The sequence below is a fragment of the Vibrio sp. 1180_3 genome (genome assembly GCF_029478545.1).
Lineage (GTDB): Bacteria > Pseudomonadota > Gammaproteobacteria > Enterobacterales > Vibrionaceae > Vibrio > Vibrio aestuarianus.
Map to the genome: position 1 here is coordinate 142,545 of NZ_SJFM01000003.1, position 13,188 is coordinate 155,732.

Consider the following 13,188-nt stretch of genomic DNA (forward strand, 5'->3'; position numbering starts at 1 on the left):
CCATCCCCCTAGTATGAAGGGAGAAAAATAACCGCTTTCGGTATTGGCGATCTTCGTTCCTACCTTAGGTGGTAGGGCATTCCTTTTCTATTCAGTCCTTTCTATATTTTTCTCCTTATCTCTAGATTGAGATGAAAATCACTGATCAACGTTTTTATGACTGCAGCATTATTCGCTGCTGTGATATTGGGTTGTTTGGGGTTCATTTCGGTGGTCGTTACCTTTGCCAATCGGGAGATTCGCCATGACGGTAATGAGCAACATCTATATTGAAAATTCACCAAGCTTTTCTCAAGAAGAGATCGGTGCAGCACGTAATGCATTTTTACAGTATGAGCAGGAGAAACAGGTACATTTACTCACCGTAATGCCTATTGAAGAGGCTGTCGCTATTTTGCGTCATTGCTCGGTGGGGTATGTGCAACAACTATTAACTGAATTAGACAAAGATGGTCATGACATGCGTGCACGTCACTATGCTAACCAACTTGGTTTTATTTATTCAGAGGTCGAAACCGCGCAAAGCTATTTAACCACTAGTGTGCTCGAACACGTCAAACAACGTATTGGTTGGATCATTGTGTTAGCGCTATTAGGTATCGTATCAGGGCTTATTATTACTCAATACGAAGATACTTTAAGCCAACTAGTGTTATTAGCCGTGTACATGCCAGTCATCGCGGCGGCGGGCGGTAATACTGGCTCGCAAGCCGCGACATTGGTTGTACGCGCGTTAGCGGTTGGGGAATTAAAAAAGCGTCAATGGTTACTTGTGCTGTGGAAAGAGAGCCGGGTAGCTGTTTGCCTTGCTGTGGCGATTTCTGCGGTGATGGTCGCGCGCATTATGCTATTTAGTGATGCCAATTCAGCGGGTGGCTTTAGCTTGCAAAGTATTGCCTTGGCAATAGCAGTGGCGTTGTTTATCCAAGTGACGATTTCGACCACCATTGGCGGTATATTGCCGATAATTGCGCGAGTGTTTAAATTAGACCCCGCCGTGCTCGTCAGCCCTGTGCTGGCCTCTATGGTTGATATTTCTGGTATGTGGATCTATTTCAATGTGGTTAACTACTTCTTAGGATTAAGCTGACTGAATTTGACCACATCTTGGAAAAAAAGCGTCTCAAATTGAGTAATAGGAGCAGTAACATTAGGTTGGCTGCTTCTATTATTTGGGTAATAATCGGTCACAAACTGGACGAATAGAGTACTCGGCTTGCCCTGTTTGTCTAAGCCAAACCCCGCCATGTTATAACTGCCGTATAACGAACCACTCTTGGCAACTAACTGCCCTTTAACATCTTGCCCGCGCATGCTAGAACGATAGCGTAAAGTGCCTGATTCGCCTGCTTTGGGCATTATCGCAATTAAGCCTAGTGTGTGATCATTTTGCCAAATGTAGTTGAGGATATTAGCCATGCTGTCGATTGAAAGTCGATTATTTCGTGATAAACCGGAACCGTCAGCAAGTTGAGCATGTTCGAGATTGACCCCAGTGCGAGAGAAGATGATCTGTTTAATTGCCTCGGTACCATTATTAAAGCTGCCCGGTTGAATGAAAAAGTGGCGACCCAATGTTTTTGTGAGGCTATCAGCGATCAAATTGTCCGATTCTTTGAGCATGATCTCTAGCAATACCTCAAGTGGCTGAGACTGGTGCTTTGCAATAACACGTCCTTTTTCAGCATGGTAGCTGCCCACTTTCACTTCACCTTCTAAGCTAATTCCGACCTGTTTTAGCTGTTTATAGATAGTTCGAGTGGTATACAAGTTAGGATCTTGCACGGCAAATTTGAGCGGTAGCGGTTTACTCCGCTCGGCTAAGCAGCCATTTAATTGGTAATTATTTTGCTCAGAGGTGGTTAGTTCTAAATCGCAACGGGTACTTTCTTGTTCGAGTTTGCTAACCGTTTGCGCATTAGTCGTTACATGAATCGGGTACTGCTCAGGAACGTAGACGCGGGTTTTTCCATCATCTTGAGTATAGATAGAAGCTTGTACACAGTTGCCATCTAAGGTGATGGCTGTCGATGGGGCGCTATAGCATACCCCTAGAATATCCCACGGCGAACCGACTGCGCGGTCGTAACCGCTAAAAATGGAATTATCTAACCAGAGATCACCGTTAATTCTACTTAATCCTTGTTTTTTGAGGGTGGTAAGTAGATTTTTGAGATCTTGGTTGGTTAATGTTGGATCGCCAGAAAAGCGAATGATGATGTCATTGCCACTGTGCGTGAGCGTAGTTGAAAAACGATATTGATCACCGAGCTCCAGTTTGGCTGCTAGGGCAGTAACCAGCTTTAATGTGCTGGCTGGTGGAAAATAAAGACCGAGATTGTCTGTTTGCTGGAAAATATATTCAGAACCTAATGGCTTTACCAGCAGCCCGACGCGGCTTCCTTGAGGTAAGGCTTCAAGTGGCGAGTAGGCAAAGGCTGTAAAGGTAGAATTACTGAGTAGCAGCACAAAAGAAACAAGTGAGATAAAGCGGCGATGCAGTAGTGACATAATCAGTATTTCAAAACAGAGTGTGACTGACAGTATAGCGAGATACAAAAACGCCTGCTAGTCAGCAGGCGTTTGGCATCTAAGACATTAAGTCAATAGACTAGAAGTCGTAACGTAGACCTAGAGCTAGCTCATCTTCAGCTTGTGCTTTAGTTGCAGTGCTGATTAGACCAGCGTTATTTTTAACTGAACCGATCTTATCGCCTTCATCAATCATGTTGAAGTTGTAAGAGATGTAAGTACGGAAGTTAGGCTTGAAGTAGTAGGTGTAGTCAATTGCAAATTGATTTGCAGAAGTCTCATCAAAAGTTTCAGCATTGTTGTACGTTGCTGTAATCGCAGATGAACCTGGTAGTTTGTAACCAAATGCAACTTCGTAACCAGTGTAATCACCGTTAGTTTTTGCTAGTTCGCCATCAGTGTAAATAGCAGCGATATAAGCATCAGCGATTGTGTAAGATGCCGCAACCATGTACTCGTTTTGATCAGCTTGGTCTGCGTAACCTGCACCTAGTTTGAAACCAGTGTCGCCGAATGCATAGATACCAGAGATTGAGTAACCGTCAGCACCGTTATCATCATAACCAGAATCTGTTAATGAGTCTGTACGGTCAGCAAAACGGTAGCTTGCTTTTAGACCAAAGTCAGCAAATTGACCTTTGTACGACAACATGTTATCAGAACGGTCAGCAACAGCGATTTTATCTGCTGCAGAGTTACCGTGGTAAGACATGATATCAGTGAAATCTGTGATAACACCTAGTGCACCGTCGTTTTTACCGTAAGTCACTTCACCGAAGTTACCACCGATACCAGCGTAACCATAACGATTATCAAGGTCTGAACCTGATTTTTGATCACCATCAACGGTTACGTCATTATCTGCAGTAGTGAATTCACCTTCGTAGAAACCAACACCGTATAGGCTGTCGTTGATCGCAACTTTACCTAGGAAGTTCAAACGTACACGAGAGTTGTCTTGAGCTTTACCATCTTTAAGAGACAGACGCGCTTCAGCACGACCGCCGATTTCTAGAGTGTTGCCTTGAGAGCTGTACACTGTAGAGCCAGCACGGTCACTGCTTTGGTTTACGCCTTCTGCGTTTACGCCTGTAGCCACTGCTGCGGCTGATACTGCTAGAGCAATCAGAGTTTTGTTCATCTTATTTAGTCCTAATTTATTGTCCATAAATTTTTATTTCCGACGTATGTATCGTCCTAAGAGAAATAATAAATCCCAAACATGTTGCATATGTCAGCTTTGTGTAAAACCTTAAATCATATACGACAAGGTGCTTTTAATATTTCTTGTGCTACTTTTTACCCTTAAGTTCCCTTATTAGTTAGTAAAATGATATAAATCGGACTTATGAACGATGCTTTATTTGTGGTAAATAAATATCAAGTCTTTGTTTTTTTTAAAATAAAATTGGTTTTTAAAGCTGGTTTGATTTGTTCCTATTTTATTTTTTTTTAGTGATGTGGGTCGGTTTTTTGTGCGAAATGATTTGCCTTGTAGTGTGGTGGAGAGTGTTTCACTGCCGTTTTTTTTGATTCAATTGACAAAAGATGATCAAAGAGTCACTTGATTTCAGGTGATTTAGTCACAAAGTTTGATTACACTAATCAGTAATTATGTTGTTCCATCTACTACCTAGCCTAACAGGTTGGGTAGTTTTGTTTTGCCCAAAGAAAGTTTTGGCATATGAGGTGTAAAATGGAAAAAGTTCCAATGACAGTACGTGGTGAACAGCTACTGCGTACCGAGCTAGATAGGCTATTAAAACTGCGCCCACAAATTTCAGAAGCTATCGCAACTGCGCGTGAGCTTGGCGATTTAAAAGAGAATGCTGAATATCATGCCGCTCGTGAAGAGCAGGGCATTTGCGAAGCTCAAATTCGCGATATCGAATACAAGCTTTCTGTTGCTCAAGTGATTGATGTCACTAAAATGGAAAATACGGGTAAAGTAATTTTTGGTTCGACAGTAACAGTGATCGATGTCAATACCGACGAAGAAAAGCGTTATCAAATTGTCGGTGAAGATGAAGCTAATATTAAATTGGGTCGAATTTCTGTTAGTTCTCCGATTGCACGCGGTTTGATCGGTAAAATGGAAGGCGATGAAGTGATTATTGCTACCCCAGGTGGCGATAAAGATTTCGAAATTGACAAAGTTGAATACATTTAACTGAAGGTCAGAAATCAAAAAGGTCGCAACATGCGACCTTTTTTGTCTTTATCCATGACTAAATAGAGAATAACGATAGACTCTATTTGCGAGGAATTTCGATTTTACGCTGCTCTGATTGGCGGAACAGTACAAGAATATTACCGATAGTCTGTACTTTTTCTGCGCCAGTTTCACGAACAACGGCATCAATGATCAACTGTTTAGTTTCGCGATCTTCTGATGCCACTTTAACTTTAATCAGTTCGTGGTGGTTCAGTGCAATTTCGATTTCCGCTAGAACAGCCTCAGTGAGTCCATTTGCGCCCATAAGCACAACAGGTTTTAGACTGTGTGCTAGGCCTTTAAGATGCTGCTTTTGTTTGGTGCTTAGGTTCATTACGCGGCCAATTTTATTTAATATAAGGGTTGAAAAACGCTATTTTAACGCCATCTATGCTTGAAGACTATATTTTATACCATACTTTCTTGGATAGAAGCATTTCAGTTAGGAATCGAATGAGTAAACAGAAGCATTCAGCGAGCTCTGGCCGTTGGTTGAAAGAACACTTTGATGACAAGTATGTGAATGAAGCCAAGAAGAAAGGTTACCGTTCTCGTGCTATCTTCAAAATTGAAGAAATTCAAAATAAAGATAAATTGCTGAAATCGGGAATGACCGTCGTTGATTTGGGGGCAGCCCCTGGTGGTTGGTCTCAATATGCGGCAGGTATTGTCGGTGATGAAGGGCAAGTTATCGCATGTGATATCTTACCAATGGATTCCATCGCAGGCGTTGCCTTTCTACAAGGTGATTTCCGTGAAGAATCTGTGTTAGAAGCACTATTAGAACGCATCCAGCCAGACATGGTAGATGTAGTGATGTCTGATATGGCCCCTAATATGGCCGGCAATTTATCGGTTGACCAACCCAGAGCAATGTACTTAGTTGAACTTGCTTTAGATATGTGTCGACAAGTTCTTGCCCCAAATGGTAGTTTTGTGGTCAAAGTATTCCAAGGCGAAGGGTTCGACCAATATGTTAAGGATATCCGAGACATGTTCAAGGCCGTAAAGATTCGCAAACCCGACTCATCGAGAGCTCGCTCTCGAGAAGTGTACATTGTAGCCACTGGTTACAAAGGTTAACGTTTTTGCTGTGCAAAGCATGAGTTAACACTATGGCTACAGGTTACAAACTGTAGTACCCTACCTTTAATTACAACTAGTTATCGCGAGGCTTACACCTTGAGTGATATGGCAAAAAATTTAATTCTGTGGCTAGTTATCGCTGTTGTTTTAATGTCGGTGTTCCAGAGCTTCGGCCCTGGTGATAGTAACGGCAAAGCAGTTGATTACACCACGTTTGTACAGGAAGTTGGCCAAGGCCAGATTCAAGATGCTCAATTTAACAACAGTGAAATTACCTTTACTCGTAGAGGTGGTGGTGCTCGTTATGTAACTTACATGCCAGTGTATGATCAAAAGCTACTTGATGACTTGATCAACCAAAACGTGAAAGTACAAGGAACGCCTCCAGAAGAGCAAAGCTTGCTCGGAACTATTTTCATCTCTTGGTTCCCAATGATTCTATTGATTGGGGTTTGGATCTTCTTCATGCGTCAAATGCAAGGCGGCGGCGGTAAAGGCGCAATGTCATTTGGTAAGAGCAAAGCTCGTATGATGAGTGAAGAGCAAATTAAAACTAACTTTGGTGACGTTGCTGGCTGCGATGAAGCGAAAGAAGATGTGAAAGAGCTGGTTGACTACTTGCGTGATCCAAGTCGCTTCCAAAAACTGGGCGGTAAAATACCAACAGGTATCTTAATGGTTGGTCCTCCTGGTACGGGTAAAACGCTGCTTGCTAAAGCAATTGCAGGTGAAGCGAAAGTACCGTTCTTTACCATTTCAGGTTCTGACTTCGTTGAAATGTTTGTTGGTGTTGGTGCATCTCGTGTGCGTGACATGTTTGAACAAGCAAAGAAAGCGGCACCGTGTATCATCTTTATCGATGAAATCGATGCGGTTGGTCGTCAACGTGGTGCTGGTGTCGGTGGTGGTCACGATGAGCGTGAACAAACACTAAACCAAATGCTGGTTGAGATGGATGGTTTCGAAGGTAACGAAGGTATTATCGTTATCGCTGCAACGAACCGTCCGGATGTTTTAGACCCTGCGTTGCTTCGTCCTGGTCGTTTTGACCGTCAAGTGGTTGTTGGCTTGCCTGATGTACGCGGCCGTGAACAAATATTGAAAGTTCATATGCGTAAAGTGCCGCTAGCGGGTGATGTTGAACCATCATTGATTGCACGTGGTACACCTGGTTTCTCTGGTGCAGACCTTGCGAACCTTGTAAACGAAGCGGCATTGTTTGCGGCTCGTGGTAACAAGCGTAATGTTTCTATGGTTGAATTCGAATTAGCCAAAGACAAAATTATGATGGGTGCTGAGCGCCGTTCAATGGTGATGTCTGAAGAAACCAAAGCGTCAACCGCGTACCATGAAGCTGGGCACGCTATCGTTGGACGTTTAGTACCAGAGCATGATCCAGTATACAAAGTCTCAATTATCCCTCGTGGCCGAGCGTTAGGTGTGACTATGTATCTGCCAGAGCAAGATCGTGTCAGCATGTCGAAACTACATCTAGAGTCGATGATTTCTAGCTTGTATGGCGGCCGTTTAGCTGAAGAGCTAATTTATGGTAAGGATAACGTATCAACAGGCGCTTCTAACGATATTGAACGTGCCACGGATATCGCTCGTAAGATGGTGACACAATGGGGCTTCTCAGAAAAACTGGGTCCATTGCTTTATGCTGAAGATGAAGGTGAAGTATTCCTTGGTCGTAGCGTAACTCAAACCAAGCACGTGTCGAACGACACCGCTAAGCTTATTGATGATGAAGTTCGTAAGATTATCGATCGCAACTACGACCGAGCGCGTAAAATCCTTGAAGATAACATGGATATTATGCACTCAATGAAAGATGCATTGATGAAATATGAAACTATCGATGCTGGTCAAATTGATGATCTAATGGAACGTAAAACTGAAATCCGGGAGCCTGCAGGTTGGGGCGATCAAGCAAAGGCAAAAGCCGATGATGCGGAAGTCAGTACTGAAGCGGAAAAAGCTCAAGAGCAAACCAAAGAGCCTGCTGCTGAAGCGACACCAGATGAATCCTCAGAAAAGAAAGATGCTGAGTAATCATTAATCCTTTAATTAAGCCCCGAGTTCACTCGGGGTTTTTGTGTTTTAGAGCAAAATGAAGATTCAAACTCCAACGAAAACGCTGATTTTCGACCGCCCACATGTGATGGGTATACTTAATGTAACGCCAGATTCATTTTCAGATGGCGGTAAATTTAATTCACTTGAATTGGCTATAGAACGCGCAGAAAAAATGATCGCAGCCGGTGTTAGCATTATTGACATCGGTGGTGAGTCAACAAGACCGGGCGCGCCTGAAGTGACATTAGAGGATGAGCTACAACGCGTTGTTCCAGTCATTAAAGCGATTCGAGCGAAACATAATGTATGGATATCGATAGATACCAGTAAAGCAGAAGTGATGAGGCAGGCGGTTAATGCCGGCGCCGATCTGATCAATGATGTACGAGCATTACAAGAGCCAGGAGCATTAGAGGTAGCAGCCAAGGCTGGTGTGCCTATCTGTTTAATGCATATGCAAGGCCAACCAAGAACCATGCAAATGAGCCCTTGTTATCAAGATGTTCTTACCGATGTAAAGGCATTTCTTCAAGAGCGCGTTGTTGCGTGTGAGAATGTAGGTATTGCTCGTGAACAAATTATTCTTGATCCCGGTTTTGGATTTGGAAAAACGCTCGAGCACAATTATCATCTTCTGGCACACCTTGAAGCCTTTCATCAGCTAGGTTTTCCTATTTTGGCGGGAATGTCTCGGAAATCTATGATTTTTAAGCTGCTAGAAAAAAATCCAGCAGACTGTATGGTAGCGAGCGTAACATGCGCGACGGTAGCAGCGATGAAAGGTGCACAAATTATTCGGGTTCATGATGTCGATGAAACTCTTGAGGCAATGAAAATTGTGCAAACCATTATTCAAAATAGTTAAAAATAATAATTAAGGAAGAATCATGTCTGACAAAAGACGTTACTTTGGTACAGATGGTGTCCGCGGTAAAGTTGGACAATACCCTATCACTCCTGATTTCGTATTAAAGCTAGGCTGGGCTGCTGGACGCGTACTAGCAAAACAAGGCACCAAAAAAGTCATCATTGGTAAAGATACGCGTATCTCTGGTTATATGCTTGAATCAGCTTTAGAAGCTGGGTTGGCGGCTGCGGGACTAAAAGCGACACTGACTGGCCCAATGCCAACACCTGCCGTCGCTTACTTAACACAAACTTTCCGTGCTGAAGCGGGCATCGTTATTTCGGCGTCACATAACCCTTATTATGATAATGGGATTAAATTCTTCTCGTCAGAAGGCACAAAATTGCCAGATGATATCGAATTGGCGATTGAGGCTGAGCTGGATAAAGATATCGAGTGTGTTGAATCGGCAGAGTTAGGCAAAGCAACACGTTTAGTTGATGCTGCGGGTCGTTACATTGAGTTTTGTAAAAGCACTTTTCCGTCAAAATTAAGCTTGGCAGGCTTAAAAATTGTAGTGGATTGCGCACATGGTGCCACTTACCACATTGCTCCTAACGTATTTAAAGAGCTAGGTGCTGAAGTTATTGCGATGGGTGTTGAGCCTAATGGTCTCAATATCAACGATGAAGTCGGTGCTACAGATGTAAGAGCGCTACAGCAGCGAGTGGTCGCAGAAAATGCCGCGCTAGGTTTGGCATTTGATGGTGATGGCGATCGAATCATCATGGTTGACGAGCTTGGCAATAAAGTCGATGGTGACCAAATTGCGTACATTATTGCCCGTGATGCTCTGCGCCGAGGCGAGTTGAAAGGTGGTGTTGTGGGGACATTAATGACTAACCTTGGTATGGAAAATGGCTTAAAACAGCTTGGTATTCCATTTACCAGAGCTGCCGTTGGTGACCGCTATGTGATGGAAAAACTTCTGGAGAAGGGATGGAAAATTGGTGCTGAAAATTCAGGGCACATCATCCTGCTCGACAAAGTGACTACCGGCGATGCAATTGTTGCCGCTTTGCAAGTACTTGCATCGGTTGTTGGCAGTGAATTGTCGCTAAATGAATTAGCCAAGGGCATGACACTCTACCCACAAGTGTTAGAAAATGTCCGTTTTAGCGGTGATTCTAATCCTTTAGAAGCGGAAGCGGTTAAAGCTGCGGTTACTGCTGTTGAAGCTGAACTTGGCAGCAAAGGGCGAGTATTACTACGTAAATCAGGTACTGAGCCACTGCTACGAGTTATGGTTGAAGGTGAAGATGCGGAGTTGGTTAAAAATTCCGCACTGAAAATTGCACAAGCCGTGAAAGCAAGTTGTTAAATTAGCGCTAAATAACGGCTGACCTAAGCTTTATTTGATGAATCAGCATTAATAAACTTGGTTAGCCGTGTTTGTATCTGTTTATTGCCCTTTTTTTGAGCGTTTGATACGCAAACAGTGCTTTTTTACGAAATAGCGCTTGTCAGTATTGGTTGCATTAGTTAGTATTGCGTCCGCCTTCGCTGAGGAGGCCGCTAGCTTTGTTTAAGTCAACTGATAAGAACGGCGCTGGCTCAACAATTTGGAACATAGGTGGAAGTAATGTTTACAGTTCTACTTGTGATTTACCTGTTGGCGGCGCTTGGTATCATTGGCCTAGTGTTAATTCAACAAGGTAAAGGCGCAGATATGGGAGCCTCTTTCGGTGCTGGCGCTTCAAACACTGTGTTTGGTGCTGGTGGCTCAGGAAATTTCCTAACCCGAATGACTGCAATTTTTGCAACAGTATTTTTCATCCTTAGTTTGGCATTAGGCAATATGTCTACGCATAAAACTGAATCACAATGGGTTGACCCTACACAAGGTCAAGTGATTGAGCAAACTACTGATGCCGCGGTTGATGTACCAGCAAAAGCTGGTGATGAAATACCGCAATAACTTATCGTTAGATAAGTATAAATAATTGCCGAGATGGTGAAATTGGTAGACACACTAGCATGAGGTGCTAGCGCCTATGGTGTGAGGGTTCGAGTCCCTCTCTCGGCACCATTATTTACAAACTTGTAAATCACTTGATTGAGCGTATAATGCTCGCAAGTCGGACGCGGGGTGGAGCAGCTTGGTAGCTCGTCGGGCTCATAACCCGAAGGTCGTCGGTTCAAATCCGGCCCCCGCAACCAATTCTTTAGGGTTTTGGATGCAAGTTTGAGCAGTGTCAACCTCACTGCAATTGAGAATTTAGATTCTCAATCATCAGGGTCCAGCAACAAAAAACCCCGACTTTCGGGGTTTTTTGTTATCTAAATTTCTCAAGCTGAGATTTTAGATAGTTGCTTGGGATTTAAATTGGGCTCTGTGCCCTTTTTTTGTTTCTGGAGTGGTTTAAATGACTGGTTTAGAAAGACAACTGACTGAAATGCTTGAAGCTCCAGTGGCAGCATCTGGTTATGAGTTAGTTGGATTAGAGTTTATTCGTGCCGGTGAGCACTCAACACTACGCATTTATATTGATCATGAAAATGGCATTCTTGTTGACGATTGTGCTGAAGTGAGTCGTCAAGTAAGTGCCGTTCTTGATGTTGAAGATCCAATTTCAGTGGCTTATAACCTAGAAGTTTCTTCACCAGGTTTAGAAAGACCACTTTTTAAAGCAGCACACTATGAACAGTTTGTTGGTCACGAAGTCAGCATCGTTTTGAAAATGGCCGTAGGCAACCGCCGAAAATGGAAAGGAATTATTCATTCTATTGAAGGTGAAACTGTTGCGATTAGCGTTGATGGGCAAGAAGAGCAATTTGCGCTTAGCAACATTTCAAAAGCTAACCTGATTCCTAAATTTTAGTTCTCCTAGAGAAAAGAGCTTAAGAGGCTAGATAAATGAGTAAAGAGATTTTAGCGGTAGTTGAAGCGGTTTCAAACGAGAAAGCAGTACCTCGTGAACGTATTTTTGAGGCGCTTGAAACTGCGCTAGCGACATCGTCAAAGAAGAAGCATGACATCGAAATCGATGTTCGTGTTGCCATTGACCGTAAAACGGGTGAGTTTGAAACATTCCGCCGTTGGTTAATTGTTGAAGAAGTAGAGAACCCAACGAAAGAAATTTCTTTCGAAGCGGCTAAGTACTACGACGAAACGGCAGAACTTGGTCAATATGTTGAAGACCAAATTGAGTCAGTAACGTTTGACCGTATTACCACGCAGACTGCAAAACAAGTTATCGTACAGAAAGTACGTGAAGCTGAACGTGCGCAAATTGTTGAACAGTTTATCGACAACGAAGGTGAGTTGGTTACTGGTGTGGTTAAGAAAGTGAATCGTGATTCTGTTATTCTTGATCTTGGTAACAATGCTGAAGCGGTTATCTTACGTGATGATCAGCTGCCGCGCGAAAACTTCCGTCCAGGCGATCGTGTTCGTGGTCTGTTGTACGCCGTTCGCCCAGAGGCGCGTGGTTTCCAATTGTTCATTACTCGTTCAAAACCTGAGATGCTTGCAGAGCTTTTCCGTGTTGAAGTGCCAGAAATTGGCGAAGAGTTGATCGAACTAAAAGGTGCAGCTCGTGACCCTGGTTCTCGTGCAAAAATCGCAGTAAAAACCAACGATAGACGCATCGATCCTGTAGGTGCTTGTGTTGGTATGCGTGGTGCACGTGTTCAAGCGGTTTCAAGTGAAATTGGTGGCGAGCGTATTGATATCGTTCTTTGGGATGATAACCCAGCTCAGTTTGTTATCAACGCAATGGCTCCTGCTGATGTCGCCTCTATCATCATGGATGAAGACGCACATTCAATTGACATCGCTGTTGAAGCTGACAACTTAGCACAAGCTATTGGCCGTAATGGTCAAAACGTTCGCCTAGCGTCACAATTGACGGGTTGGGAATTGAACGTCATGACAGTGGCTGATCTTCAGAAGAAACACCAAGAAGAATCAATGGCTTCAATCGAGAACTTCATGAAGTATCTTGATATTGAGCAAGACTTCGCTGAGCTTCTTGTCGAAGAAGGATTCTCAACACTTGAAGAAGTGGCTTATGTCCCAGAGGCTGAGTTACTCGAAGTGGATGGCTTGGATGAAGATCTCATCGAAGAATTACGTACTCGCGCTAAAAATGCTCTAACAACGATTGCATTGGCACAAGAAGAGTCTTTTGAAGGTCTAGAGCCTGCTGAAGATCTACTTGCTCTTGAAGGTTTAGAGCGTGAAATGGCATTTAAACTGGCAGCCAAAGGTGTAGTAACACTTGAAGATTTAGCTGACCAAGGTATTGATGAACTTGAAAATATTGAAGGCCTTACCGAAGAACGTGCTGGTGAACTTATTATGGCAGCACGTAATATTTGTTGGTTTGGCGACGAAGAATAATTTTCAGCAAGGGGAGAAAGCGGC

General features: G+C 43.4%; 12 protein-coding genes and 2 tRNA genes. 11 read left to right on the forward strand and 3 right to left on the reverse strand.

The genetic code is table 11. The features are described 5' to 3' along the window. Window positions 1–244 precede the first annotated feature (244 nt). On the forward strand, window positions 245–1,090 hold the full coding sequence (locus EYW48_RS03385; protein ID WP_053311276.1) for a magnesium transporter: 846 nt from the start codon (window positions 245–247) through the stop codon (window positions 1,088–1,090). On the opposite strand, the gene dacB is transcribed toward EYW48_RS03385, so the two are convergent. Both dacB and EYW48_RS03395 read right to left on the reverse strand, forming a co-directional pair. Continuing rightward, window positions 1,069–2,511, reverse strand: a complete 1,443-nt coding sequence (gene dacB / locus EYW48_RS03390) for a serine-type D-Ala-D-Ala carboxypeptidase (protein WP_277431860.1) — start codon at window positions 2,509–2,511, stop codon at window positions 1,069–1,071. The genes EYW48_RS03385 and dacB overlap by 22 nt on opposite strands. 100 nt (window positions 2,512–2,611) lie before the next feature. Continuing rightward, entirely contained in the window at window positions 2,612–3,673 is a 1,062-nt protein-coding gene (locus EYW48_RS03395; protein WP_277431861.1) for a porin, read from the reverse strand. Window positions 3,674–4,228: 555 nt separating this feature from the next. On the opposite strand from EYW48_RS03395, the gene greA reads away from it, so the two are divergent. Beyond that, entirely contained in the window at window positions 4,229–4,702 is a 474-nt protein-coding gene (gene greA / locus EYW48_RS03400) for a transcription elongation factor GreA (protein ID WP_053311273.1), read from the forward strand. 82 nt (window positions 4,703–4,784) lie between these two features. On the opposite strand, the gene yhbY is transcribed toward greA, so the two are convergent. Continuing rightward, the gene (gene yhbY, locus EYW48_RS03405; RefSeq protein ID WP_053311272.1) at window positions 4,785–5,081 is read right to left on the reverse strand and encodes a ribosome assembly RNA-binding protein YhbY; all 297 of its coding nucleotides are present in this window, start codon (window positions 5,079–5,081) and stop codon (window positions 4,785–4,787) included. A 119-nt stretch (window positions 5,082–5,200) separates the two neighbouring features. Here yhbY and rlmE point away from each other — a divergent pair, with 119 nt between their 5' ends. The 9 genes from rlmE to nusA all read left to right on the forward strand — a co-directional run bounded on the left by rlmE (window position 5,201) and on the right by nusA (window position 13,164). Beyond that, entirely contained in the window at window positions 5,201–5,830 is a 630-nt protein-coding gene (rlmE, locus tag EYW48_RS03410) for a 23S rRNA (uridine(2552)-2'-O)-methyltransferase RlmE (protein WP_053311271.1), read from the forward strand. 99 nt (window positions 5,831–5,929) lie between these two features. Then, on the forward strand, window positions 5,930–7,888 hold the full coding sequence (ftsH, locus tag EYW48_RS03415; protein WP_168523221.1) for an ATP-dependent zinc metalloprotease FtsH: 1,959 nt from the start codon (window positions 5,930–5,932) through the stop codon (window positions 7,886–7,888). A 58-nt stretch (window positions 7,889–7,946) separates the two neighbouring features. Then, entirely contained in the window at window positions 7,947–8,777 is an 831-nt protein-coding gene (folP, locus tag EYW48_RS03420; RefSeq protein ID WP_277431862.1) for a dihydropteroate synthase, read from the forward strand. A 22-nt stretch (window positions 8,778–8,799) separates the two neighbouring features. Next, entirely contained in the window at window positions 8,800–10,140 is a 1,341-nt protein-coding gene (glmM, locus tag EYW48_RS03425) for a phosphoglucosamine mutase (RefSeq protein WP_261926976.1), read from the forward strand. A 261-nt stretch (window positions 10,141–10,401) separates the two neighbouring features. Further along, on the forward strand, window positions 10,402–10,737 hold the full coding sequence (secG, locus tag EYW48_RS03430; RefSeq protein WP_053311267.1) for a preprotein translocase subunit SecG: 336 nt from the start codon (window positions 10,402–10,404) through the stop codon (window positions 10,735–10,737). Window positions 10,738–10,764: 27 nt separating this feature from the next. Next, window positions 10,765–10,848, forward strand: a tRNA-Leu gene (locus EYW48_RS03435). 54 nt (window positions 10,849–10,902) lie between these two features. Further along, a tRNA-Met gene (locus EYW48_RS03440) sits at window positions 10,903–10,979 on the forward strand. A gap of 206 nt (window positions 10,980–11,185) precedes the next feature. Further along, window positions 11,186–11,641, forward strand: coding sequence for a ribosome maturation factor RimP (gene rimP / locus EYW48_RS03445; RefSeq protein ID WP_053311266.1), 456 nt, complete (start codon window positions 11,186–11,188; stop codon window positions 11,639–11,641). A gap of 35 nt (window positions 11,642–11,676) precedes the next feature. Next, on the forward strand, window positions 11,677–13,164 hold the full coding sequence (nusA, locus tag EYW48_RS03450; protein WP_053311265.1) for a transcription termination factor NusA: 1,488 nt from the start codon (window positions 11,677–11,679) through the stop codon (window positions 13,162–13,164). Window positions 13,165–13,188: the final 24 nt, after the last annotated feature.